Raw genomic sequence first — 25,453 nt, 5'->3', positions numbered from 1 at the left:
CCTTATGTTAAGCTTTTATCATTCAATCCACTTTACATTATATTAGCCTTTATCTAAAGGCCTTCAGCCACTCCAAAAGGTCATTATTTTCAACCCACTCAGGTATTTCCTTGGAAACCACATCTACATACGCTTTTTCTATAGCTTCTCTTTTTTGTTGTGAATCGGCACGGGCATATATTTCCGTAGTTTGAACGGATTCATGTCCCAGGAAGTCTCTTATATAAACGAGATGTACTCCAGACTGCAAAAGATGCATCGCCTTAGAATGTCTTAATGAATGGCAGCTTATCTTTTCTGGTATAAGTCCTGGATTCTTGTTCCTGGCCATGCAGGCGTACTTTTTCAGTATGCAGTTGATTCCTGCCCTAGTCAGTTTTTCTCTGCGACTGTTACAGAACAAGGGGGATGTGCGCATTTGCGGTTCCAGTAAGTGGTTTTCATCCATATATCTTTTTATATGAACAATCGCCTCATCCATCAAAGGAATTACCCTGGCCTTGTTTCCCTTACCAGTAATCTTCATTGTAAAGGGTTTATCTAATCGGATAAAGGATGGTTCCGCATCAATTATCTCCTGTACCCGGGCAGCGCAATCATACATCAAGGCCAGCATGGAAAGATCCCTTCTTCCTTTACGACTAGAGGTGTCAGGTTGTTCCAATAGGAGCTTAAGACCCTCTACAGAAAGATAACTGACAGCATTTTTTGCGATCTTCTTAACTTTTATGGAGAGGATACGTTGCCATTCTGCCATGTGATCTGGCTGCTGGTATTGCATAAAACTGAAGAAGGAATGTAATGCGGCCAGCCGCACATTTCGGGTAGCAGCGGAGGATTTTCTTTCTGACTGCAGCCAATCAAGGAACTCTACAACTATTTCTTTAGTAATATCGCTCAATACCAATTTGGAAACACGTATTTTTTTTACCTGCTCAATAAATGAGATAAACAGAATAAAGGTAAACCTGTAGGATGATATCGTATGGTTACTCATTCCACGTTCTCCCGGAAGATAGCGTGAAAGAAAGTTAGTCAGATGTCGGGAAAAGTCAGTCGGTTTCATGATCATCTTGGTTTAGGTGAAGCAAAGGGAATACACTGGCGGATAAGTCGGTTGATTTTTTGATGAGGTATGGATACATTTCAGCAGTTAAACGTACGTAACCATCTGTCGCTTCAAGAGATTGGTGCCCAAGATAGGTCGATAATAGAGGCATAGAGTGATACAGATCAAGTCCCTCTCTTGCCATTGTTGCTAGGGAGTGAACGCTGAAAGTATGACGCAGATCATGTAGTCTAGGGCCTTTTCCTCTTCCTCCGTGAGATATGCCTGCCCACCAGATAATCTTTCTGAACCATTTATAAGAAGTATACTGATTCAATGGGGTCCCATCGGGCAGCATGAATATTCTCTCTGTTTTATCAGCTCCAGTAAACAGGGATCGGTAGGTTAGATAGTCTTTGCATACATCATTTAGGGAGTCTGACATTGGTACCATCCTGTCTTTTCCATTTTTGGTTTTTCTTAGTACAAGGTATTTCTCAGCAAGGTTTATATCATTGTATGACAAGTAAAGAGCCTCGTTGATCCTTATTCCTGTACCATAAAGTAGTCTTATCAAAAAAGGGATCTGGAATACTCCGGAATTACGGTTACGGCAGGATGGTGAAAGCCCGTCGCAAACGGCAAAGATGGCTTGAATTTCATCCTGTGAAAAGATGTAGGGAATGAACGTACGGCTTAGTTTTGGAAGCCTGGGGATATAAGATCTCAGCCCTAAATCACATAGGAATTGGGCAAACTGCCTTAATATCTGCATTCTGTTATACCGGGTCTTTTCTGATTCATTAGGTCTTATTTCAGCATATTTACTAGTAAGTTCTTTTGTGATAGGAACTTCAGTGACATCCTCTCTCAACGCCAAGTTATCCAGCAACCTTAGTGCATTTCCTCCGTCTTTATATTTGTAGCCAAGGCTGTTTTTTAAAGCTATAAATTTCACAATGTAGGGCCCATACAGGCTATAATAGATTCTGTTCATAGCTTACCTCACTTCTGTTTATAAAACGACACTGGAACTAGGGGAACTTCAATTGCACATTTTTTTAGGGAGTCCTTGTCAATACGCAAATACAGCATAGTTGATTCCATAGAACTGTGCCCCAAGGCTTCTGATATGATTGGCAACGGTAATTTTTCTCTCAGAAGGGCGCTGGCGAAGCTATGACGTAGGGAATGGGGGCCATGCCTCCGGTTAGAATAGTTTATTTTAGATAGCGTCATATATTTTCGAACCATATTGCCCATATCTGTGGAATGGATTCTTTCATAAGGAGCCTGTACGTGAATAAAACAATGATTATCCTTGGTAACGGGACGGCCATATCTAAGGTAATCTACGATGGCGTTGCCAACCTCCGCCAAGAGCGGAAGCTCTAATGCTTTTCCTGTTTTGTACTGAATGATCTGGATGATGTTTTGTTCCCAAATGATATTATCAAAGGTCAGTTCACATATATCTGAAGCTCTAAGACCTAACCTAATTGCTAATAGCAACATGGCGTAATCCCGTTTCCCCTTTGGATTACCACGATCTACTGATTTTAACAGGGCTGCTATCTCCTGATCTGTAAATGTGGATGGCAACTTAGGCTGCTGCTTATAATTGTCCTTGGGAATAATTCTGGAGTAATCCAAGGACAACGTATTATTCTCGTACAGATGTTTGAAATAGTTCCGCAGGATATTCAGTGACACATACCTGTTTGCCGGTTTATTGGCATTCATTTGCTCTACATAAAGCAAGACTTCTGAAGCTTTTATCGCTTTTAGATTGATCTTATTTCTATGTATATAGTTGCAAAATGCATAAAGATGGAAAATATAAGATCCAATAGTGTTTTCTGATAAGCCTAACACAACCTGCTTATAATTAATGAAGGCTTTGATGCTTGCTGCAGCTGATCCACGAAACTCTTTAGGGCGATGTTTTCTTGCCCCCATAAACAGCCGGCCTGTTTTCTGAAACTCTCCGAGGGCCTCAGTTATATTTATTAGATCCCTTTTTTTCCTATCAAGCTGATAATAATCGTAATCTCCAAGTTCATGTTTTAAGTACGCCTGTTCTACTGCTGGATTGTAGTATTTAAGCTTTTGAGCAGACATGAAATCTTTTATTCTTTGCCATATGCGCTTATAACGCTTTAGGCTTCCTTCTGTGCGATAGATGCTTCTCATGTAATTAAAGAAGTCGTTCATCAAATCATCCACTGTTTGTTTTTTTGTATTCATGATATATTGTTTACAGACAATAACATCATGATGATGAGAAATGTAATGTAAAGTAAACTTTAGACAATCCCATACCGTTTAAAGGTTCTGGTTATACATTAGCAAATTACTTTACATTATCATATGGTTTACATTTCCGCAGTAATGTAAAAGTTTACATTACTGCGGAAAAAGCTACCTGTCACAGGCTCTCGGAAATCAGGCATGTATTACAGGGGTAAAAACCCTATATACAGTAACTGCAAGACTGATCAAAAGGCTGAAATTGAGCAAAGTTGACGGAACATACCTTAAAGAACTGGAAAAACTAACGAAAACGGAACTGCTGATACTTGATGACTTTGGTTTGCAGGCTTTTGATAGCCAAGATCGCGAAACACTTATGGACATTATCGACGACCGACATGGTAAAAGATCAACCCTAATATCATCCCAGATACCGGTATCGGCCTGGTACGAAGTCATCGGCGGAGAGGGCACTATTGCCGATGCCATCTTGGACCGGATCGTAAACTCTTCACACCGAATTGACCTAAAAGGTTATGACCACAATATGGTTATGGAAAGTCCATTGCAAGATATAAGGATAAATAAACTATTGCGTTATTACTTTACATTTAGACTTTCCATAATAATCACCTTTTACCGAACTCTTTCAGCCAAGTTATCAAGTTTCTGTTATCAACCCATTCTCCATTAGGTATAGAAGGAGTAAGACATTCTGATGCCCTTTCTATTGCCTCTCTTTTTTGTTTAGAATCTGCTCTGGCATAAACCTCTGTGGTCTGGATGGAAGTGTGGCCCAGCAAGTCCCTGATCCAAATAAGATTTACGCCGGATTGCAACAGATGCATCGCCCGGCTGTGCCTTAGCTGGTGACAACTAGTTACATCAGGTATAAGGTGAGGATTGTGTGCCCGGGCCATATCTGCATATTTTTTCAGGATATAAGTGATTCCCGCTCTGGTAAGTTTTTTACCGGCACTATTCCAGAAGATAGGTCTTTTCATATTTATCGCGCAATCAATATTGTACCGGTCCATATATTTCATGAGTATTTCAACTACATGTTCTGAGATAGGTACTATCCTCACTTTTCGTCCTTTCCCATACACCTTGATAGAGAATGGTGTATACTGTATCTGCAATGATTCTATTGTAAGGTCTGCCAATTCCTGTACCCGACAACCCGTGTCATACATCAGCGCAAGTATAGCCACGTGTCTCAGTTCCCTGTTGTTTGTATAATCCGGTTGCGCCAGTAGCAGTTTTACTCCTTCTTTTGTATAGTGTACCGGAGTTGGATGCATTTTTTTCAGATTTCTGATTGCCAAGATTCTTTGCCATTGATCCAGATACTCTATGCTGTCATATTGAAGATACGACACAAAGGAATGTATCGCTGCCAATCTGTTGTTACGGGTTGCAATGCTATTACCATTCTTCTCAACCAGCCATCGCAGATATTCCAGTACATTGTCTCTGTTAATGTCCGACAATGTCACCTTCTCGACCTTTAGTTGTTGCTCGTCCCTCAGGAATGAAAAGAAGGAAACAAAAGAATCACGGTATGCAGATATCGTATTTGGACTAACATTCCGTTCGTGGGGGAGATATTCTCCCAAGAATGCTGTAATATACTTTGCTATGTTATTCGTTGCCATCATTTTTAGGATATATAAAGTCATTGAGAGTAGTGCACTGATCCAATAATTCGGGGTATTCTTGGCAGGTGAGTTTTACATACCCTTCAGTGGAATGAAGGGACCTGTGTCCAAGGCAAGCTGACAACAAAGGCAGGGCGGAATATATGTCCATACCACCCTTTACCATCTTCGCTAGAGAGTGTGTTGCCATGGTATGCCTAAGATCATGCACACGTGGGCCAAAGCGTTCACCCCTATATGCAATTCCACATTTTGTATATATCTTTCTGAACCAGTTGTAGGCATTGGCAGATGATAGTGCCGTGCCGTTTAATTTCATGAGGAACGGGTGGTCAGGGGCAGATATGCCCTCTACCGGTACCATGCTCCGATAATGCAGGTATTTCAGGATATTTTCCTTTAGGCTGTCACATATCGGGACCAAACGTTCTTCACCATTTTTGGTACTGCTCCACGTTCCGACTTTTAGGATATTCCTGTCCAGATCCACATCCTTGTTCCTCAATGAAACGGCTTCCGTGATCCTTATACCCGTACTGTACAAAAGCCTGATCAGGCAGGGCACCGATATGATCGGGTCATCCTTCCTGTGACTTTCACGCAATAGGCTATCAGATTCATGGAATATTGCCAGCATCTGCTCTTCCGTGAAGATATAGGGCGTAAAGCCACGGTCATTAACACATTTGGGCAAGGGCATTATATATGATTTAGCTCCCTGCTCATTCATATATCTGGCAAGTTGTGACAGTTTGGAACATTTTCCATAGAATGTCCTGCTACAGTCATTCATCCTGGACGTTGACCAAGCAACTATCAGATCTTTCGTAATGACAGGTTCCCTTAGACCGTAATGAACGGTGAACTCATCAAACTCTTTGTATGTCCACTTTGTGGATATCACATTGAACCCGCAGGATTCTTTTATGCGGATAAGGGCTTTCATATATGGAGAAAGAGGTCCTTGGTAGTTGAACGGGTTAGTCATAGAGCCATCCCCCTTTCTGCATATAAAAGTAATCCTTTGGTTCCGGCACTTTCAATACGCATTCCAGCATATGTGATAGGTCAATCCGTATATAGGTTCTGGTGGTATCTGCTTTCGAATGGCCCAAAGTTTCCGATATGATCGGGATAGGTGTTGATTTATCCAGCATCCTTTGGGCCAGACTGAACCTTAGGGCATGTCCTCCACGGTGTCTGTCCCCGAAATCTATTCCGGATGACATAAAAACAGTAAGGATTGCAGAATGGACGGCTCCACCATCAAGTTCCCTGTACGGTGGCCGACAGCTCAGGAACACCTTCTCGGACATGGACTTTGGACGGGCATACCGTAGATAGTCTATAATCGCATTGCCAACTACGGATAACAGCGGCAGGGTCAATGGATTTCCTGTTTTATATTGTACAAGGGCTATTTTATTGTTTTCCCAATCTATGTTACTGAAGCTCAAATTGGACACATCAGATACACGGAGCCCAAGCCGGGAACACAATAACACCATTGCATAATTACGTTTGCCGACATTGTTCGAAAGGGATATCGATTGCTCTACCTTCCGTACTTCATCCTGGGAATAAAACGAAGGAACTTTCGTGCGCTTGAACCTATTGCCAAGTGAGCTCAGCATACGTGAAAAGTCCCTGGAAAGAACCTTTTCCCGAAAAAGGAACGAAAGAAAGCGCCTTGTGTTATCGATATATTCCTTCCGTTGATGTTCGCGGCTCTCAACATACTGTGTTATTATCTCTTCAGTTATGCCGGAAAGGTTGTTTATTCCATTCTCAAGCAGATATTCTATGAAGTTGCTAATAGACTTTTTGTAACGCTGGAGAGTTTTCTTCTCGTTAATACGCCGGGATTTCAAAAAATCGAGGTACTGATTCGCGGCCTCCCCAATTTCACCCCTTAATGGGAATTGTACCGCACAATGCATTCTTCCTCCGAGATTGTTGTTCAACAACACGCGGGTTAATACATCAACACTCTTGACAATGTCACGATGATGGAGTGTAACACTGAAACCATCATGGCACGTCAGCACGAAATCATTGCCGATGCTCTCCTCATAGTCCAACAGACCCCGTGATAACATATACGCGAGGATGCCTTTCTTCCACAACCAATTATAGGTGTAGATTCTGCTACTCGAATACCTTGCTTCTATTAAAAGCCGATTGGCTTGCTCAATAAGCTTTTGAATTTCCATAACTTTTACTTTTAATGTTGAAACTGCATTGTTTCACATTAAAGTTATGGAAAGGGGTTATGGATAGTGTTTTTGTAAACCGCTAAAGTTGAGTTCCCTGGACAAATCTTAGTCATCAAGTTTCCATAACCATATTGTGGTCATAACCTTTATTATGGAAAGCTTTCCATAAAAAAGGTGAATCGCTAAGAAAAGGAATATTGAAAAAGGAATAATCAAAGCTTTTTTATATAATTGTGTGATCTTTTAAGTGGCACGGTTTGACCGAAATCACTGGCATCATTGCTCCGAAATACCCATAAAGACCATATTTTTTATATAGTCTCAAAATTCCATAAAAAAAATGTTTTGATGAAAAGTTTTCCATTTGTTGCTTCTTTTGTCGTAGGATTTCCGAAAGGAGCACTTGAACGGATTAGCTTTACATTTTCTAAGTAGATTAATATAAAACCTAAACCATCAAAATTCAAATTTTTATAAAAATTATAATCTTACGGGTAACCGTAAAAATAAAAATATCCGCAAATGTAATTTAGCAATATGATTAAAATAACATTACCAAGTAGCGATGCGATCAAGGCTATCAAAGACGCTAAAGAGGACTGCCTCCAACCAATTGGCTTTTTTATAAAGTACAAGGTTACATTTAATAAATTAACAATGGAAATCGAGCCAAATGCAGGATTTGAATATGATCCATCTGATATTTTTCATCTCGCATGGTACGCTAGAGAATACAAGTAAGGCTATTAAATTCTTGAACGGAAAGATTTATTTACAAAAATTCCCCGATTAGATTAGGGTACAATAGAAGAGATTACTTAAATGGTGGTCTCTTTTATGCATTAATTCTAACCAGGATTTTGATTAAAAATCTTTTGTTTCATTTTATATTAGATAAAAGGAATAAATTTCATTGGTTTAATTTTTACAGTATCTTAAAGAATAATCTTTGTTTTATTGGAGAATAATAATTTTTTAATGAGCAAACATATTTCATTCAATTGCAGATTATGAGTATATTGGTACGAATTCTGATTTAGTGTCGGCGAATAATAACTGGCCTAAACTATTGATTATTAGAAAAAAAATATATTGTATATTTAATTTTATATCTCAACGTGGAGAGATATAATTTAAAGGGAAAACGACTGTGTGGAGGTTATTCACTTTAAAAAAGTAACCATGAAACAATTATATAAAAATATTCTATTATCAATCGAACAACAGGAGAAGAATCTAGAACGAAGTACGAAAAGCACCATTGAAGAAGCTTATCATATGGTTTCTTTTCTTCGCCAATTATTAAGCGATCTTAAAACCCAAATTGCAAAAAATGGTTTTGCTACAGCCGACGACGAAGTAGTCTTTTTTAAGACTGTCAAGCCCGAGATTTTAGGAAAACTCATTTACTACAATAAGCTTGTCCGTTTGGAAGTTATTAACCCGGAACTTTATGATTTGGTACAAGCTTATTACAACGAGCAGATCAAGCTTTTAAATAAAGAATATAAAAAGCACCTGGAGAGTTCGGATTTTTACTGGTATTATCGTTCTGGTCGCTGCGATAAAGACAATTCATATTTTAGATTAGGTAATATTAATTTCTTCGATGGTGTAGACAGTTTTTTCTTTGAAGTTGATATTGACTTTTCTACCTATTATGATTATAAAGTCGCTCAGATCATAGCGATGGACTTGCTTTTTTCCTATTATTTGTCGAAAATTAGTCAGAAAGACTCCAATAATACCGGTAGTTCCCCTATGCCTGAAAATGGAAGTTTTTCTTGGACGGATTCCAAGAATGCGTTAATTGAACTGATTTATGCGCTACATGCAGCAGGTAGTGTGTCTAATGGCAGAGCTGGCCTGCGAAAAATGAGTAAACTATTTGAGGAAGTGTTTGAAATCAAATTGGGGGATATTCATCATGCATTCCATCAGATGAAGTTCAGGGCAGGAGAGAAAACCAGCTATTTACTTTTCTTAAAAAGTTCTCTAGAACAATATATGGATAGAGAACTTTAAGGTAGGTAGTAAATCTATTGTACAAGACAGGTAATCATATCGATGACCTGTTTTTTATTGCCGAAATTTATACTGTCCTGTTATACTGAATTCATTCGTAGAATAACTAACCTGAAATTTACACAACTGGCTTCGACAGTTCATACTTTTAGTATGTACCAATATACTAGTCATAGGATACCAATGCAAACTGGCGCCACTATTAAAAAAATAACGAAAAAAAAGTTCATTTCTCTTGGTACATCCTTGGTAGTACCTTGTACGATTTAGCGGAAAATCAAGGCCAATTTTGGTATGTAAACCAAATGTAAAAGGCTATGAATATAGATCGAGTTGAATTCCTCGCGTGGATGGATCGTATCATGAAGCGATTTGATATACTCGCAGGGGATCTTGAAATCCGCGACAAAAAGAGATTGAGTATCGACGGTGATGAACTGCTCGATAATCAAGACGTGCTTCAAATGCTAAAGATCACTTACCGATGTCTTCAGCGTTACCGTACAATCGGCAGAATAAAGTTTTTCACTATCAGTGGTAAAATTTATTACAAGAGTTCTGATGTGCAACAGTTTATTAGAGACAGCTATCACGGCGGAAAATATAGGCAAAAATAGGTTTCTAACGGAATAGATATAAAACTGCAACAATTCCCATTCTACTTTCGATAATCTTAAAACTTTTTTATTATGAACGAACAAACAATCACTGACGAAAAGGTAGCCAAAGCGTTAGAGCCGCTGTCCGATATCCTATTGGTTCTTGACAAAGTTAAGAACAGGATTGAAGCAGTAAAAGGAGTAGATAAGGATGGGAAACTGGAAACAGGAGAACCTAAGCAGAAGAATTTGCTGGATTTTATGCGCGTAGACAAAAATGACATTTTCAGCAATTTCTTTTCTAATTTCTGGCGAAAGCTCAACGATCCCACAGGATACAAGTTCTTTAAAATTGCGGACATTGATATGGAGGCAGTTGCAAAAAGACTACAGTCCGCGCTCGATAATCCAACACCAGAAGGAAATAAATTGCTGGAGGCATTGGAAGTGAAACATGACAATAAACAAAAAAAGCAGGATATGGAAACGAAACAAGAAGTAAATCAAGGGAAAACCAAAGATGATACAAAAAATGTGTATCGTTATAATGCAGATGAAATTGACTGGAATACAGCTCATAAATTTGGCTTGAACAGGGAGCTGTTAGAGAAAAATGGACAATTGGACAAATTGCTAAAAGGATACAAATCAGATACAATATTTAAGATTGAAGGAAATTTTGAAGGGCTGGCATTAAAAGGTGATGCTCGCCTTTCTTTAAGACAAGTCGATAATAAGATTGTTATTTTGACGCATGGTATACGACATAAAGCTCCTTTGGAAAATCCTTTTTATGGCCATAGATTTACTAGAGAGGATAAGGAGAACCTGATAAAAACTGGAAATATGGGACGGGTGGCTGAACTGACGAATACACAGGGTATTTCAGTAAAGTCCTTGATCAGTTTGGACAAATATACAAAGGAGCCGGTATCATATCCGCTTGAATGGATTAAAATCAATGATAAATTCGGTGGTGTAAAGTTAAGTAAAGAACAAAAACAGGAACTCATGGAAGGAAAGCCGGTGCTTGTTGATGGTATGGTAAATACAAAAACAGGGGAACTGTTCAGCCAAACGTTGCAGTTCAGTGCGGATGACAGAAAAATTGTATTTGCTGGCAATAAAGAAACCCTAAATATTGAGCAACAGCTTACAAGGGTAATTCCACCCGTCTTCAGAGATCGACAGCTTAGCGAAAAAGAACAGGATCAGCTAAAAGAGGGTAAAGCTATTTATCTGGAAGATCTTGTCAATAAGGATCAAAATAGAATATATTCAGGTTACGCCTTCTACAATGAACAAAAAGGAAAGGTTGACTTCTCCTTCCAGAAACCTCATTTGGAAAATCAGCTGGAGCAAGTCCTTGGTGATACAAATCAAGAGAAGAAACAGCGACAATCTCCGGTGCAAAAAGATGATTCAAAACAGGCCGCACGTAATACTGCAAAGACTGATGCGCAAGAAAGAAAGACACCTACAAGACGACCGAAACTTCACTAAAGTAAGCCATTATGAAAGCAATCTTAGCAGAAAAGCCTTCTGTAGCACATGAACTAGCCCGAATTGTAGGAGCGACTGAAAGAAAAGATGGATATTTTTTGGGGGGTGATTTTATGGTCACATGGGCTTATGGACATCTTGTAGGACTGGCGATGCCTGCGGACTATGGAATAAAGGGATTCAACAGGGAATCCCTTCCTATCATACCAGAAAATTTTATGCTTACCTGTAGAAAAGTAAAGGCTGGTAATGGTTATGTTTACGATGAAGGTTCAAAACGGCAATTAGAAATAATTGGCGAAGTTTTCGAAAAGTGCGACAGCATTATTGTTGCTACCGATGCAGGTAGGGAGGGTGAAGTAATTTTCCGATACATATATGAATATTTAGGCTGCCATAAATCATTTGAGAGGCTTTGGATCAGTAGTTTAACAGAGAAAGCAATCATAAGCGGATTAAACAATTTGAAGTCCGGGGCTGATTTTGATGGTCTTTATTATGCGGGACGCGAGCGGTCACAGTCTGACTGGATGATAGGGATCAATGCCACGCAAGCCCTTACGATCAGTTTAGGAGATGGTTTATATTCTTTAGGACGTGTTCAGACACCTACTTTATCGCTTATCTGCAAAAGATATATAGATCATAAATCGTTTGAAGTAAAAAGCTATTTCCAGATTGAGCTGGAACATCAAAAAGAGGGGATTATTTTCAAGAGTTTATCGGTTGATAAATGGGAAGAACGTACTAGAGTAGAATCTGCAATAAGATCTATTGAGCGTGCAGGAACTGTACTTGTTGTGGATGTTGAAAAGAAATCCGGTTCCTTGCAGGCACCATTACTTTTTGATTTGACAGGCTTACAAAAAGAGGCCAACAGGAAGCTGGGTTTTTCCGCGGAAAAAACACTGGAAATAGCGCAGATCTTGTATGAGAAGAAATTGATAAGTTACCCCCGTACGGGATCAAAGTACATTCCCGAAGATGTCTGGAGCGAAATTCCAAATCTGATTGTCGCTTTAGGGGCTTCCAACGCATTTAAAGAAAAGGTTGAAAAAGTTAAATGGGAGAGATATAACAAACATATCGTCAATGATGTGAAAGTGACTGACCATCATGGAATTTTAATAACGGAGAATATACCTAGTATTTTGAACGCGCAGGAAAATGCACTGTATGATATGATCGCCTGCCGACTTCTTGAAGTTATTTCACCAGCCTGCCATAGGGAAACTACTTCGGTAACGTTAGAAATCCTACATTATAATTTTGCAATTAAAGCAATAAAGATTACTTCCCCAGGCTGGAAGCTGATCAATGGAAATTTTAATGAAGACGAGGAGGACAATGTTTTTGACCTGCCGGAACTCCACAATAGCGATCTCTTACAGGTAACCGCTGCGACGCTTCTTTCCAAAAAAACAAAGCCACCTGCATTATTTACTGAAGCAGAACTTTTATCAGCAATGGAAAATGCCGGTAATACCATTGCGGATATTGCGGAGAGAAAGGCACTTAAAACCATTGGAATAGGTACACCAGCTACCCGTGCTTCGGTTATTGAAACGCTTTTCGACAGGGATTATATCCGCCGGGAGAAGAAGTCGATCATTCCTACTGAGAAGGGCCTTCTTGTTTATCAGATCGTAGCGGATAAAAAGATAGCAGACGTGTCTATGACAGCGCAATGGGAACTTGCATTTGAAAAGATACAGAATAATGAAATGTCTGCTACGGAATTTCATGGAGAACTTGAAAAGCTGACACAAGAGGTTACCAAAGAACTGTTGACCGAGAAAATTGCGGAGGTGGGACCGCAAAACCTATACTGCCCAAAATGTAGTAGTAAGGCATCTCTGCGCGAAAAGGTTCTTAAATGTAGTAGTGAAGAATGTGGCTGGATACTTTTTCGTAAGGTTTGTGGCATACAGTTAACATATAAAAATATAGAAGCTTTGCTTACGAAAAAAAGGACGCCACTTATCAGAAGGATGATGGGGCATAGTGGAAAACCTTTTGATGCCTATATTGTGTTATCCGAGGACGGTACTACTTCTTTTGAATTTGAGCAGAAAAAGAAACGAAAGTTCAGATAATTTTCATGATGTGATTTGGTGTGAAGCCTGAGATCCCCGGTGATTTCAGGCTTCTTTTTTTTACCTCATTTTTCAATTAGGAAAATGACGGACTTCTTAGGTTAGAATACCTCATAAACTGCATTACGAGAGCTTCTGTGGCTAGGTTTACCTGACAAGTAAACAATTGACACATGAAAAAAGAGCAAAAGGATTTTTCCTACTACCAATTAAAGCTACAGGAACATATAGAAGCGAGTTTTCCTGAGAAATTAGAGGATACAAAATTTATCGGCCAACGGGCTCGATGGGCGGCCAATGCGTATGAAGGAGCATTCAGGTCTGGCAATGGCGTTCACAAATGTGATGAAATAGCCGACTATATTTTGTATGAAGGTCTACATTTTTCAAAATACGACAGTCTATTTGATGTCCTGACCAATGAGTTTACAGATCTGTTCGTTGACTTTGAATATCGGGACTTTGCATTAAAAATACTTCCTATCTGTGCAGAGGTTTTTGCAAAGTATGATCTAACCGATGATTTTGCATATTCAAATGATTATGACCTGCTATATACGGAACTGACAGGTTTCATCGCCATATGGATCGAAAAGAATGGCATTCAATAAGAGGCAGCACCTCCAGCAGAATATTGATGCCCTGAAAATTGCTTTTCTGTTGCACAAAGAAAAAAGGGAAGGAAGTTCGGAGGAGCTAAGACAGATGTCGTTGTATGCCGGATTTGGAGGACTGAAATTTATCCTAAATCCAGCAGAGTCTGTTGATGACATTGAGAAGTGGAGTGTGGCTGACCGACCTCTTTTTGAGTTAACGAAGACACTCTACGATCTGATATTGGAGAACAGCGAGAATGACAGAACATATAAGCAATATATAGATGGAATAAAGGCATCAATTCTGGATGCCTTTTATACCCCTGTACCCATTTCAGAAACGATTTCAAAGGTTTTAATTAATAATGATGTAGAGATTCAGACATTGTTGGAACCATCAGCGGGTGTAGGTTCATTCATCAAACCATTTTCAAACCTTCGTGATCTTGAAATTACAGTATATGAACAAGATCCACTCACAGGTTTGATCCTAAAATTATTGTACCCACAGTCTAAGGTCAATGTCGAAGGTTTTGAAAATATAGGTATAGAGGAAGATAGTAAGTACGATGTGATTCTTGGGAATATTCCATTTGGAAAAACGTCTGTGTTTGATCTTTCTTATTCAAAAGGAACGGATCTGGCCCGAAAAGCTTCTATTTCAGCGATTCACAATTATTTTTTTTTAAAGTCAACAGATAAGTTACGAGAAGGAGGAATTTTGGTATTCATCACCTCTCAGGGAGTGATGGATAGTCCCTCCAATCAACCTATCCGGGAAGTGTTGATGAAAGAACATCATTTGGTTTCTGCGGTAAGATTGCCAAATAACCTATTTGATGAGGCTGGCACATCAGTTGGAACGGACCTCCTTATTTTACAGAAAAGAACTGAAAACAGGGAATTGTCCCAAAGGGCCAGAGATTTTATAAAAAGCGGAGTCAAACCGGGCGGAGAAAACTGCAATCTACTTTTCTATAATTCTGATCACATTGTTTATACAAAAGCTGTTGTCGGTACCGATCAATATGGTAAACCCGGCACAGTATATCTACATGAAGGGGGACTGGCTGGTATCGGTGAAGATCTTGCGAAAAAGCTTGAAGCTGATTTTAAAAATTATTTTAATCCTGATTTGTACAGAAAATTTCAAAGAGCCAAATTATCAGATGTCAGTGGTTCGGAGAAAAAAATAACTTCTACGGTAAGCGATAAATTATCATACAATCTACTTGATACGACCACATCAAATGCAGTTCAGCTCAACCTTTTTACAGAAGATGAGGTTGCTCAGTCTACAAAGTCACCAACAAATAGGAAAAAGCGAAGCAATACGCCAAATAAGCCCACGGTGACTGAACAGTTGTCACTGTTCGCGGAGAATTTGGATGAACAGGTGCGGTCACAGAATACTACAGTAAAAATAAAGCCTTCCAGCGTAGATAAGAAGCAAGATGGCGGGAACAAACACGTTAAAGCAGTTTCCATGCTTTCCTTATTTCAAGATAATGAGGAACAGCGTAGTGTGGAACCGCAGGTTTTTGATGCTGAAGTTAAAAGCTACTATCGAGAGGATACCCTAGTTAATTATAGGGGACATGTTGGCAGGATCAAACGAAATGCACCCGAGGGAAATCATAGTTTTAAACCAATAGCGCTTAGCGAGATCCAGCGAAAACGAATTGATGCCTATATAAAAGTAAGGGACTGTTATAATGATCTGTATAATTACGAAACTAAAAATCAGGAAGAGGATAGTACCAATCGGGGACTCCTGAATAAGCTCTATGATGATTTTGTCAGAAGATATGGTCATCTAAATGCTGCCGAAAATATTAAGGTTATAAAAATGGATCCCTCGGGCAATGAAATTCCCTCACTTGAACGGGTTGTCGGAGGTGTAATCCATAAGTCGGATATTTTTGACCATCCGGTTAGTTTTGCAAGAATGAAAATCTCTGAGGCTTCTCCGCAGGAAGCTTTGTCGGCTTCTTTGAACCGCTCCGGTAATGTTGATATGAGGTATATGGAACAGATCAGTGGTCTGTCTTCCGATGCATTAAGAGAAAGCCTACAGGGACGTATTTACTATAATCCGATAAGTGGCGAGCTGGAAGTCTCTCAAAAATTTCTTTCTGGTGATGTCGTTGAAAAAGCAAAACAAGTAAAAGCTTACATTGTCGATAATCCTAATGATCAGGAAGCTCTAGTAGGTCTTGAAGCGCTTGAAAAGGTACGGCCTGAGCCTATTAAGTTTGAGGCTCTTGACTTTAATCTGGGAGAACGCTGGATCGGAACCGATATCTATAATCGTTTTGCTATCCATCTTTTTGACACAACGATTAGTATTCATTATTCTGAAAGTAGTGATGACTATTTTGTCAGTTCAAAATCCAGCAATCTGAAGATCACAGAAAAGTATGCGGTGAAATCCGAAAGCCGCAGTTTTGACGGTTTGAATTTATTGCGACATGCACTTGTTAATACTACCCCAGATATTACAAAAACAGAATATTTGGCTGATGGTACAGCTGTGAAGGTACGGGATATGGAGACTATTCAGGTTGCCAATACGAAGATAGATGAAATCCGTCACGAATTTACAGAATGGCTCTATCAGCAGGATGATGCGTTCAAAAATGAACTGACAGAACGGTATAATGAATTATTTAACTGTTATGTACGACCGCAATACGATGGTAGCCATCAGAGCTTTCCCGGACTGGATCGGAGGGCGGTGAACATTGAGGACCTCTATGACAGCCAGAAAGATGCTATCTGGATGATAAAATCTAATGGCGGAGGAATTTGTGATCATGAAGTGGGAGCTGGCAAAACCCTGATTATGTGTGCAGGGGCCCAGGAGATGAAACGATTAGGGCTTGTTCATAAACCGATGATTATTGCATTAAAGGCAAATGTGCATGATATTGCCAAGACCTATCGGGAAGCTTATCCCCATGCAAAAATACTTTATCCCGGAAAAAAGGACTTTACCCCACAAAAGCGGCTTAAGATTTTTGGCGATATCAAGAATAACGATTGGGACTGCATTATTCTCACGCATGATCAATTTGGGATGATCCCCCAGTCGTCAGAACTTCAAAAGGATATTCTACAGGCTGAACTGGATGGCGTGGAGCAAAATCTTTCAGTCTTAAGAAGTCAGGGTAAAGATATTTCGGGTGCTATGCTTAAAGGAGTAGAAATCCGTAAGAAAAACCTGAATGTTAAACTAAAGACCTTAGAACATGATATAGAAAACCGAAAAGATGATGTTGTGGACTTCAAAATGATGGGGATCGATCACCTTTTTGTGGACGAGAGCCATAAATTCAAGAACCTTATGTTTAATACAAGACATGAGCGTGTTGCCGGTCTGGGCAATTCGCAAGGCAGTCAAAAAGCACTTAATCTTCTTTTTGCCATAAGAACAATCCAGGAAAGAAGCGGTAAGGACTTAGGGGCAACTTTTCTTTCGGGAACGACCATTTCCAATTCACTGACCGAGTTATACTGTCTTTTTAAGTATCTACGTCCAAAAGCATTGGAACGTCAGGGTATTAATTGCTTCGATGCCTGGGCTGCGATATTTGCGCGAAAGTCCATTGATTATGAATTTTCTGTTGCAAATAATATTGTGCAAAAAGAGAGATTCCGTCATTTTATCAAAGTACCCGAGCTGGCACAATTCTATGCAGAGATAACCGATTACCGTACTGCTGAAGACATTGGTATTGACCGGCCTGTAAAAAATGAGATATTGTATAATATCCCACCAACTCCGGATCAGGAGATTTTCATCAAAAAATTGATGGAATTTGCTAAGTCTGGAAATGCAGAATTGCTTGGAAGGCCACCATTAAGTCCGACAGAACAAAAAGCCAAAATGCTGATTGCTACTGATTACGCGAGAAAAATGTCGCTGGATATGAGGTTGATTTCATCTAAATATGCCGATGATGCTGGAAATAAAGCCTCTGTATGTGCCGCAAACATAGCTAAATATTACAGAAAGTATAATGCTCAGAAAGGTACGCAGTTCGTTTTCTCAGATTTAGGAACCTACAAGCCTGGTGAATGGAATATCTATTCCGAGATAAAGCGAAAGCTTATGCAGGATCATGATATTCCAGTTGATCAAATTCGGTTTATACAGGAGGCCAAGACGGAGGATCAACGTAATGAATTGATAAAGGCCGCGAATGATGGAAGGGTAAGAGTTCTTTTTGGTTCTACAGATATGCTTGGAACTGGTGTTAATGCACAGAAAAGAGCAGTTGCAGTACATCACTTGGATATTCCATGGCGACCGTCAGATCTTGAACAGCGCAATGGCCGCGCTGTCCGCAAAGGAAATGAAATCGCGAAATTCTTTGCCAATAATACGGTGGATGTCTTTATTTATGCTGTTGAAAAATCGCTGGATGCTTATAAGTTTAATACGCTTGCTAATAAACAGCGATTTGTTGGTCAGTTAAAAAGTAATAGTCTAAGTGTGCGTACTATCGATGAGGGAGGGATGGATGAGGTTTCCGGGATGAACTTTTCGGAGTATGTTGCCTTACTCTCAGGAAATACTGACTTATTGGAAAAGGCAAAAGTAGAAAAGAAGATTGTGGCGATGGAAAATGAAAAAAATGCTTTTTTACGGTCTAAATGGAGTGCAGGCTCCAAACTTGGATTGTTGCAAGAGGAACTGGAAGGGCGAATTTCAAGGTTGGAAAGATTTATGGTTGATAGGGATAATCTTCAAAATCGTATTCTTAAATCTTCTGACGGTACTCTATTAAATCCTATACAATTAAATGGGCTGGCAAAAAATGCAAGAATTATGGAAATTGGTTCATATCTTAATAAAGTTGCTGCAAGCGCCCGAACAGGCGGTGATTATGAAGAAATTGGTTCTCTCTATGGTTTTCGTATTCTTGTAAAAACCGAGATTCGGGAAAAAGAGAATATAATGGAAAGGGATAACCGTTTTTATATCTGTGGAGAGGGCAATATAAAATACACTCATAACAATGGAATTATCGCTGCAGATCCCGAAAAGGCCAGCTTGAATTTTCTTAATGCCCTGAAAAAAATACCACGCTTAATTGACGAAGAAAAAGTACAGATAGAAGTCATAAAAAAGGACAAAACTATACTGGATGACATTGTAAATGGTGAGTGGAATAAGGAAAAGAATCTAGCTGGTTTAAAGACTGAACTTGCAGCAGTGGAGCGTAACATTCAGATTTCGTTGGATGAAAGCAAAAACAGTATTGTTAATTCAGAAGACGGACAAAACAAAATAGAAAATACTAAAGTAGTCAATAAGCATAAGATCTAATTTTAAAGGTCCTTTAGAAGAAAAATGTGAATTGCTGTACAGTTAATGGTTTATCGTGAGATTCCTAAGCCCTTATTTTTGACTTTATCGGCAGACAGCTTTAGAACTGGCGATTTTCCGTCCAGCGTACCAGGCAACTCTCGATATAGTTTCCCCTTATTTATAGAATAGCACAGAGAACCTTCTGTATTATCTTTCCCAGCCAGTATCTTTAGCTTTTTTAAATTATCTATTTCAAAACCGTCTATTTTGTTGGGAATACTATTGATATTTTTTAACAGTTGCTTATACAGGATATTTAATTCCCGATCATTCGTTGATTGTAGAGCTTTTAAAATATTTTCAATCTGACGGGAATTCGCAGGCAGTACAGAAAGGTACGCATTCTTTGAAAAAAGAGAAATAAAATCCTTATTAAGAATTGAAATTTCAGCAGGTTCAAAAATGCAATATTCTACTTTATCCCTGGCAAATCCAGCTATAATATGATCGTAACCACGTTCTTTAAACATATTGAGGTTATCTTGTGAGTTAAAGGCTTCCATAAATTCCATATATTCCCCTAATCCGATATTATCATCTATAAATTCCAAAGCTTCATTAGGATCGGTAATATCCTCTTCAAATACAATATTAACAATGTCGGGTGCTTGGTCAGCGCAGCCAAAGACATCATCCAAATTCAGGCATTTTTTTAGGTGAACCTGACACTCAAAAACTTTTTCACCAAAAAGTTGTGCTATACCAATTTCCTCCGTTAAATGAATACCCCGATGACAATTGTCTCTATCTGTATTTTGGCCTAGATATTCTAGTGAAAATTCATTAAAATCGCTGTTGGTTCCGTGATATAAGGTTTTAGTTGTAGATTGTTTAGGTTTGATTGAATCCATATTAAATTTATTTTTTTTAATTTCTATTAGTAAATGGTAGGTTCGTTATGATCAGTGGGAGATAGGAGGGTACATTCTCAGCCTATGCTCTCGGGTTATCCTTCATCGTATTGAAATCATTCCTGTCGGATTAAATGAGCCAGTTCAGGATCATTTTCAATTCTCGTCAATTCGTTCGAAATTATAATCGAAACATCCAATTTTATCTGCCGGTAATTTTCGTTAATTTCCTGTTCCATAATATCTGCCCCAGATTCGGATAGAAAGGATCGTATCTGTGGAATAGGCTTAAAATTTTTCGTTTCATTAGCTACCTTTTCTGTATCCACTATGATCTGGGCGTGAAATATCTTTTGTTCTATTTTTTCACCAAAATTGTCCGCTACGGCTCCGACGAACATACCCTGTGATAAGGTTGAAATCTTTGATGCAGGAATCAAACTATCGAGCTGTGTGGAAATGGAAGAACTGGTATCATTTCTGTTTATACTGATGGATTGTCTTTTTTGTACAATTTTCCCGAACCTTTCTGACAATGTTTTTGCAGTGTCGCCAACCACTTGTCCCGCGAAAATATTACCTACTATATTTTGGATTACTTTAGATTCTTTATCGCCATAATCTCTCGTTAACATTGAAAAGTCTTGTAATCCCAAGCATACGGATATTAAATTACTTCTGGCGGAGGCAATCAAGTTATCCAAGCCTCGAAAATAAATTTGGGGTAGCTCATCGATAATCAGGGAGCACTTTAGCTGCTTTTTTTTATTGATTAGACGAACAATTCTTGAATTATAAAGTCCTAGCGCAGCGGAATATATATTTTGCCTGTCCGGGTTACTACCAACACATAAGATCTTGGGTTCATTTGGATTATTTATGTCAAGTGAAAAATCATCTCCGGTCATTACCCAATATAATTTTGGAGATATAATTCTTGATAATGGTATTTTTGCGGATGCGATCTGACCCTGTAGCTGGTCTTGCGCTCCACCTTCCCACGCATCCAAAAAAGGGCTTAAGTAGTTCTCAAGTTCTGGATAGCTTGTCAGAATCGTAAATAGATCGGAGTATTTCTTATTCAGAAGTTCAATGGCATGGGGAAACGTACAATAGATACCGTTTTGATATATCTTGAGGAACCAAATAATGGAGGCGAGCAGAATGATGGGTGATTCTACAAAAAAATCTCCCTGTTTCTGAATCCATGTCCTGTTTAAATTTAACATTATCGTATATGCAGATTCGTACGCATCGGAAATATCACTCAAAAATGAGGGGCTTAAAGGATTACATCGATGACTGCGACGGGGATCATCAAAGTTTAAGACGTAAAACTGTGGTTTGACGTTATACTTATCATAATGTTTTAACAAATGGTTATATACGATTAATGAAAGATCGTCGAATTTGAAATCGAATACATACATAGAGAATCCTTTCTCAATGTGCTGCTTGATATAATTGTTTATAATAGCATAACTTTTTCCTGATCCTGGAGTACCGGCGACTATTGCAGCACGGAAAGGATTAACAACATTTATCCATCCATCGTTCCATTTTCCTTGATAATAGAATTGTGTAGGTAGATTAACGGAGTATTCATTTTCGATAAGACGGCTTTCCTGCATGAAACTTTCATTTTCGTTGTTGAAAGGGTCGTCCATTAACCTGTTTTTTAGTAGCCTGCTCATCCATAAGCCAGCTACCATCAGCAGGATAAATCCCGCTGAAGTAGTAAGTATATAAAGAGGATTTGAAATTTTAAGGAGTGGAAAATTTAAAAGAAAAAGAACTGAACCGGATATCAGGCATATGTAAATGTTTTTCCATTTAATTTTTTCATTTTTTACACCTTTGGTCCCAAGGCAACTGAGCGCCAATAAGATCAACGCAAATACTTTACTATATAGCGAATTGTCGAACAGGCCGGCTGTCCTTTGAAAGTTCTTTAATATCCTTTCCAGAACCTCAAGTGTCCATCCCTGGTCGTAGAAAAAAGAATAACAGAACCAGTAGAAATTCATAAGTACCAATAGGATACTTACTGCGCGCATAAAGGCCATAATTTTGGCTAATCCTCGCAAATCGTCTTCTTGCATAAGTGAAAATTTTCACCATAGATATTATCTCTGCGGATGAAAATTTGGGAAGTTGTTCCAAGCGGTATAAGTTGTCCTGTAATGTCTTATATCAAGGATAAAAACAAGTTTTTAGAGACACGAAAAATTGGTTTGAATGTGGGTTTTTAAAATTGGAATATTTTCAGAGAATTTCTATTTTGAGACAAAATTCATATTATTAAAAAGAATTTCGAAAGTAAATATATTATCATGCTGGATACAATCGGACAATATGAAGAACATTTTAATAAGCAGACTTTTAGGATTACATTTAAAAACCGTGATTTCCAGATTGTTTTATTGAAAAAAAATTTAACGAAGGACCAAGAAGAATTTTCTGTTTTATTAGATGGGCTGGTTCAGACTCTTATTAAGCGAGATGGAAAATGGCATTTTGCACATGGCGAAGATAAGGATCTGGCAGAAGACATCTGGCGCCAAATAGCGCTTCGTTATAGGTTATGATATCCAAGTTAGCCTAATCGTCTACATTTTTGGGAATTCAGTCAATAAAAATTATAGGTCATTTATGAAAGTAGATTTGAGGATACCTAAAAAGTTTGTTATATACCAAAAATGGTCGGTCTTTTCAAATTTTGATAATGAGGTGGATTATAATGTGGCATCGTGGATACAGGGAAAGAATTACTGTGCTGAATTTACGGCCAGTAATTTTCACGGGCTTGTATGGTGGAATGATGAACTGGGATATTGGTGCGTTGAAATATGGCAGGATCGCGTCTATAAAAGTTCATATATGGCAGAGAGATTAGAAGACCGTATTCAGGAAATGTGGGCCACTTACGGTTTTTTGTAGGTTGTACCATCTTTCTGACGCTTTTGCTGGCGATTATCAGGTGGGGCGTTTTTTTCGTTTTTTCTTCATCTGATATTCAAAGGCTTGCTCTTCGGGATCTTCGGCAAATGTGCCAGTGAGTAGTGATTCGAGGAACCCAAAACCATCAATGTTAGAAAGATTTACCATAAAATCAAAAAACGGATGTAAGTTATCTGATGTGGCCGTATTATTAGTTGAATTTGTCTGATTAATAATAATTGGCTGTACTATTTTATTTTGGTTCAGTTTTAAGTCGTGACTAGAAAATAGTTCTTGAAAGACATTCGCTGAGAATTGCTTTCCTAGTTGGGAACCGTTAAACACATTCCTTGTATTATGGTCTATGAAGGTAATGCCGTAAATTCGGTCTTGCTCATTTCTCCTGATAACAGTGTTAATTCCATGTTGGATCAAATATTCCTTAAAGGTCTTTTCGTTTGAATTTAGCTGCATTGCTTGCACTATAATTTGCGTAAGCGAAGATTTTGCTGATGCGCTCTTTTCCTTGCTTTTATCAAAATGCGCTCTGAGTTCTTTTAAGCCGGACTGTTTACCAAACAATGAAGATTTAAAGGGATTGCTTACTTTATTCCCATTTTCATCTGTAGCGAAATAAACCAACCCCTCTTTGATTTCCCCTCGGTGTTCCTTTTTGATGTACTCAGACGTTATATTAAAAAGTGACAACAATGCGTTGTAACTGCCCAGGCTCTGGAATTGGTAATATTTTGGAAGATGACGAACAATTGATGCGATCTGAGCTTTGATATTTCCTGTGGCAAAATTAACAGGATTTAATGGGATGCTGGACTCAAAGAACTGCTTTTCAGGTGCAGGCGATAGGTTAAACTTTGTTTCGAGTTCTCTACAGATATCCATTGATTTTTTCTTTTCAAATGAATCCGGAATTTTAATACCCTTACAATCAACTGTTGTTGATACAATGTGTATATGCGTACGTTCGATGTCAGTATGCTTGAAGACGACATAAGGTTGTTCGCCATAGCCCAATTTTTGCATGTATTCCTCAGCAATCTTTATATAGTCCTCATCAGAAATACTATCGTTTGGATCTGGATTAAGTGAAATATGAAGCGCTGTTTTTTCGGTGTTTTTATTTGCCAGTAAATAAGGGGCAAAAGAAGTTAAGAGTTGCATTGCCGTATAATTTCCGTCAGCAGTTTCCTTCATATGATGAAGGTGCAAAATCTCGCCATTATTATTGAGAACTTTGCTGTGGTTGTACAGTAAAGCTCCATATATATTAGTTCCTCTTCCGATTTTTGCGACCATTAATTTTCTTTTTTTAGCAGGTACTCTGTTTCAAACTGTTTGGTGAGAATCAGTATTTCCTTACATAAATTGGCTAATTCAAGGGTATGTTTTTCCAATTTACCAACATAAAGTATGGTTTTTTTATCACTGAAGTTTGTATGTAGCACCTTAACAACCTGGTTATAATTTACGCCGATGGCTCTGAATTGTGCGAAGAAATGCGATAATTTTGTTGTGTATTCGTTTGCGCCAGCATCTATTTTAATTGATTTTATGCGTCTCTCAAATAATAATGAGACAATAAACTTTGCTTTTGTATCCAATCCGCTCTGCTCGAAAAGTGATAAAAACCTAGTGTTTTCTGTCTCGGTCAATCGGAATACATAGCGGTGTATCGCTCTGTTTATTTTTGGATTTCTCCCGCCTTTGTGATGAGCTTTCATATCTTTTTGCCAAAACATATCTGTTTTAAAAACAACAAACCAGGTTTTTACCTATTCTTTCCTAAGTCGGCGTTTAATAGCCGAAAAGAAGACAATAGTTGATAAAAAAATTAAATAGTACATACGACTTCGGAGGATGTACTTAGCTCTCGGCAGGAGCAAGTCGTTTTGGGGCACAAAACGAGTTTTGAGGCACTCAAAACACAACTTGCTCTGTTCACGGGAACAGAAATAAAAGAAATACTACAGTAGAAGTTAATCCTAAAAGGATTAAGTCAATTTCGGAAAAGATAGGTTAGTATGTTCCTGATAGCATTAATGCCTATTAAAACTGTTTTCCTTTACAACAAATGGGGAAGATTGGTAAACCTTCATTTTGGTCAGGAAGGTAACATGTCAATAAGTAGGTAATAAAAGTATTAGGTTTTAAAAACATAAAAACATAAAAACATAAAAGTGTAAAAGCGGTAAAATTCCCAAAATGTCTTTTGTAGCTATAGCTATATGTTTTTACAATTTTTTTTATGGGCATATTTCCTACTTGGTAAT

The 25,453-nt window shown here is 38.5% G+C and carries 19 protein-coding genes and 1 pseudogene; 10 read left to right on the top strand and 10 right to left on the bottom strand.

Annotation, left to right across the window (positions count from 1 at the left end):
* Positions 1-49 precede the first annotated feature (49 nt).
* Genes M2373_RS13045 through M2373_RS13035 form a run of 3 tightly spaced genes read right to left on the bottom strand, consistent with a single transcriptional unit; the run spans position 50 to position 3,295 of the window.
* A complete protein-coding gene (locus M2373_RS13045) occupies positions 50-1,066 on the bottom strand; it encodes a site-specific integrase (RefSeq protein WP_088163413.1) in 1,017 nt (338 codons plus the stop codon).
* A complete protein-coding gene (locus M2373_RS13040) occupies positions 1,053-2,045 on the bottom strand; it encodes a tyrosine-type recombinase/integrase (RefSeq protein WP_088159864.1) in 993 nt (330 codons plus the stop codon). Before M2373_RS13040 ends, M2373_RS13045 begins: the two co-directional genes overlap by 14 nt.
* An 8-nt stretch (positions 2,046-2,053) precedes the next feature.
* Positions 2,054-3,295, bottom strand: coding sequence for a tyrosine-type recombinase/integrase (locus M2373_RS13035; protein WP_088159863.1), 1,242 nt, complete (start codon positions 3,293-3,295; stop codon positions 2,054-2,056).
* 175 nt (positions 3,296-3,470) lie between these two features.
* On the opposite strand from M2373_RS13035, the pseudogene M2373_RS13030 reads away from it, so the two are divergent.
* A pseudogene (locus M2373_RS13030) lies at positions 3,471-3,995 on the top strand (ATP-binding protein); the annotation flags it as partial.
* Here M2373_RS13030 and M2373_RS13025 read toward each other — a convergent pair.
* Genes M2373_RS13025 through M2373_RS13015 form a run of 3 tightly spaced genes read right to left on the bottom strand, consistent with a single transcriptional unit; the run spans position 3,931 to position 7,175 of the window.
* Positions 3,931-4,959, bottom strand: a complete 1,029-nt coding sequence (locus M2373_RS13025) for a site-specific integrase (protein WP_259111607.1) — start codon at positions 4,957-4,959, stop codon at positions 3,931-3,933. The pseudogene M2373_RS13030 and the gene M2373_RS13025 sit on opposite strands and share 65 nt — an antisense overlap.
* On the bottom strand, positions 4,946-5,908 hold the full coding sequence (locus M2373_RS13020) for a tyrosine-type recombinase/integrase (RefSeq protein ID WP_259111398.1): 963 nt from the start codon (positions 5,906-5,908) through the stop codon (positions 4,946-4,948). Before M2373_RS13020 ends, M2373_RS13025 begins: the two co-directional genes overlap by 14 nt.
* Positions 5,909-5,942: 34 nt before the next feature.
* On the bottom strand, positions 5,943-7,175 hold the full coding sequence (locus M2373_RS13015) for a site-specific integrase (protein ID WP_259111395.1): 1,233 nt from the start codon (positions 7,173-7,175) through the stop codon (positions 5,943-5,945).
* Between the two features lie 540 nt (positions 7,176-7,715).
* Here M2373_RS13015 and M2373_RS13010 point away from each other — a divergent pair.
* The 7 genes from M2373_RS13010 (at position 7,716) to M2373_RS12980 (ending at position 19,332) form a co-directional block, all read left to right on the top strand.
* Positions 7,716-7,919: a hypothetical protein gene (locus tag M2373_RS13010; RefSeq protein WP_259111392.1), complete on the top strand. Its 204-nt coding sequence runs from the start codon at positions 7,716-7,718 to the stop codon at positions 7,917-7,919.
* 441 nt (positions 7,920-8,360) lie between these two features.
* On the top strand, positions 8,361-9,203 hold the full coding sequence (locus M2373_RS13005) for an RteC domain-containing protein (RefSeq protein ID WP_076352060.1): 843 nt from the start codon (positions 8,361-8,363) through the stop codon (positions 9,201-9,203).
* A 317-nt stretch (positions 9,204-9,520) separates the two neighbouring features.
* On the top strand, positions 9,521-9,820 hold the full coding sequence (locus M2373_RS13000) for a helix-turn-helix domain-containing protein (RefSeq protein ID WP_076350974.1): 300 nt from the start codon (positions 9,521-9,523) through the stop codon (positions 9,818-9,820).
* A gap of 72 nt (positions 9,821-9,892) precedes the next feature.
* Positions 9,893-11,305 (top strand): DUF3945 domain-containing protein, encoded by a 1,413-nt coding sequence (locus M2373_RS12995; RefSeq protein WP_123871839.1) that lies wholly within the window; start codon positions 9,893-9,895, stop codon positions 11,303-11,305.
* A gap of 11 nt (positions 11,306-11,316) precedes the next feature.
* Entirely contained in the window at positions 11,317-13,401 is a 2,085-nt protein-coding gene (locus M2373_RS12990; protein WP_259111384.1) for a type IA DNA topoisomerase, read from the top strand.
* Positions 13,402-13,574: 173 nt separating this feature from the next.
* Positions 13,575-14,012: a DUF1896 domain-containing protein gene (locus M2373_RS12985; protein WP_259111380.1), complete on the top strand. Its 438-nt coding sequence runs from the start codon at positions 13,575-13,577 to the stop codon at positions 14,010-14,012.
* Positions 13,999-19,332 carry an N-6 DNA methylase gene (locus tag M2373_RS12980; RefSeq protein ID WP_259111377.1) on the top strand — a complete coding sequence of 1,778 codons (5,334 nt, stop codon included), beginning with the start codon at positions 13,999-14,001 and terminating at the stop codon, positions 19,330-19,332. The genes M2373_RS12985 and M2373_RS12980 overlap by 14 nt, the downstream gene beginning before the upstream one ends.
* Before the next feature lie 50 nt (positions 19,333-19,382).
* Here the strand turns inward: M2373_RS12980 and M2373_RS12975 are convergent, their stop codons facing one another.
* Positions 19,383-20,225, bottom strand: coding sequence for a hypothetical protein (locus tag M2373_RS12975; protein ID WP_259111374.1), 843 nt, complete (start codon positions 20,223-20,225; stop codon positions 19,383-19,385).
* Between the two features lie 116 nt (positions 20,226-20,341).
* Entirely contained in the window at positions 20,342-22,327 is a 1,986-nt protein-coding gene (mobC, locus tag M2373_RS12970; protein ID WP_259111371.1) for a conjugal transfer protein MobC, read from the bottom strand.
* A gap of 231 nt (positions 22,328-22,558) precedes the next feature.
* Between mobC and M2373_RS12965 the strand changes: the two genes are divergently transcribed.
* Entirely contained in the window at positions 22,559-22,813 is a 255-nt protein-coding gene (locus M2373_RS12965) for a hypothetical protein (RefSeq protein WP_259111368.1), read from the top strand.
* A gap of 64 nt (positions 22,814-22,877) precedes the next feature.
* On the top strand, positions 22,878-23,165 hold the full coding sequence (locus tag M2373_RS12960) for a hypothetical protein (protein WP_259111365.1): 288 nt from the start codon (positions 22,878-22,880) through the stop codon (positions 23,163-23,165).
* Between the two features lie 36 nt (positions 23,166-23,201).
* Here M2373_RS12960 and M2373_RS12955 read toward each other — a convergent pair whose 3' ends face one another.
* Complete coding sequence (locus tag M2373_RS12955; protein WP_259111362.1) at positions 23,202-24,479, bottom strand: relaxase/mobilization nuclease domain-containing protein; 1,278 nt, start codon at positions 24,477-24,479, stop codon at positions 23,202-23,204.
* Complete coding sequence (mobA, locus tag M2373_RS12950) at positions 24,479-24,922, bottom strand: conjugal transfer protein MobA (protein ID WP_259111358.1); 444 nt, start codon at positions 24,920-24,922, stop codon at positions 24,479-24,481. The genes M2373_RS12955 and mobA overlap by 1 nt, the downstream gene beginning before the upstream one ends.
* Positions 24,923-25,453: the final 531 nt, after the last annotated feature.

Origin of the sequence: Chryseobacterium sp. JUb7 (assembly GCF_024806495.1) — a bacterium.
In the GTDB taxonomy this organism is placed as follows: domain Bacteria; phylum Bacteroidota; class Bacteroidia; order Flavobacteriales; family Weeksellaceae; genus Chryseobacterium.
Note: the sequence above shows the minus strand (reverse complement) of the source record. Positions and strands in the feature narration are given on the sequence as shown.

Bases quoted from the DNA above. Each gene is read 5' to 3' on its own strand.
- M2373_RS13045 (WP_088163413.1), bottom strand. From the start codon at position 1,066: ATGAAACCGACTGACTTTTCCCGACATCTGACTAACTTTCTTTCACGC.
- M2373_RS12960 (WP_259111365.1), top strand. From the start codon at position 22,878: ATGAAAGTAGATTTGAGGATACCTAAAAAGTTTGTTATATACCAAAAA.
- M2373_RS13025 (WP_259111607.1), bottom strand. From the start codon at position 4,959: ATGGCAACGAATAACATAGCAAAGTATATTACAGCATTCTTGGGAGAA.
- M2373_RS13010 (WP_259111392.1), top strand. From the start codon at position 7,716: ATGATTAAAATAACATTACCAAGTAGCGATGCGATCAAGGCTATCAAA.
- M2373_RS13015 (WP_259111395.1), bottom strand. From the start codon at position 7,175: ATGGAAATTCAAAAGCTTATTGAGCAAGCCAATCGGCTTTTAATAGAA.
- mobA (WP_259111358.1), bottom strand. From the start codon at position 24,922: ATGTTTTGGCAAAAAGATATGAAAGCTCATCACAAAGGCGGGAGAAAT.
- M2373_RS12985 (WP_259111380.1), top strand. From the start codon at position 13,575: ATGAAAAAAGAGCAAAAGGATTTTTCCTACTACCAATTAAAGCTACAG.
- M2373_RS12955 (WP_259111362.1), bottom strand. From the start codon at position 24,479: ATGGTCGCAAAAATCGGAAGAGGAACTAATATATATGGAGCTTTACTG.
- M2373_RS13035 (WP_088159863.1), bottom strand. From the start codon at position 3,295: ATGAATACAAAAAAACAAACAGTGGATGATTTGATGAACGACTTCTTT.
- M2373_RS13000 (WP_076350974.1), top strand. From the start codon at position 9,521: ATGAATATAGATCGAGTTGAATTCCTCGCGTGGATGGATCGTATCATG.
- M2373_RS12995 (WP_123871839.1), top strand. From the start codon at position 9,893: ATGAACGAACAAACAATCACTGACGAAAAGGTAGCCAAAGCGTTAGAG.
- M2373_RS13040 (WP_088159864.1), bottom strand. From the start codon at position 2,045: ATGAACAGAATCTATTATAGCCTGTATGGGCCCTACATTGTGAAATTT.
- M2373_RS13005 (WP_076352060.1), top strand. From the start codon at position 8,361: ATGAAACAATTATATAAAAATATTCTATTATCAATCGAACAACAGGAG.
- M2373_RS12975 (WP_259111374.1), bottom strand. From the start codon at position 20,225: ATGGATTCAATCAAACCTAAACAATCTACAACTAAAACCTTATATCAC.
- M2373_RS12990 (WP_259111384.1), top strand. From the start codon at position 11,317: ATGAAAGCAATCTTAGCAGAAAAGCCTTCTGTAGCACATGAACTAGCC.
- M2373_RS12965 (WP_259111368.1), top strand. From the start codon at position 22,559: ATGCTGGATACAATCGGACAATATGAAGAACATTTTAATAAGCAGACT.
- M2373_RS13020 (WP_259111398.1), bottom strand. From the start codon at position 5,908: ATGAAAGCCCTTATCCGCATAAAAGAATCCTGCGGGTTCAATGTGATA.
- M2373_RS12980 (WP_259111377.1), top strand. From the start codon at position 13,999: ATGGCATTCAATAAGAGGCAGCACCTCCAGCAGAATATTGATGCCCTG.
- mobC (WP_259111371.1), bottom strand. From the start codon at position 22,327: ATGCAAGAAGACGATTTGCGAGGATTAGCCAAAATTATGGCCTTTATG.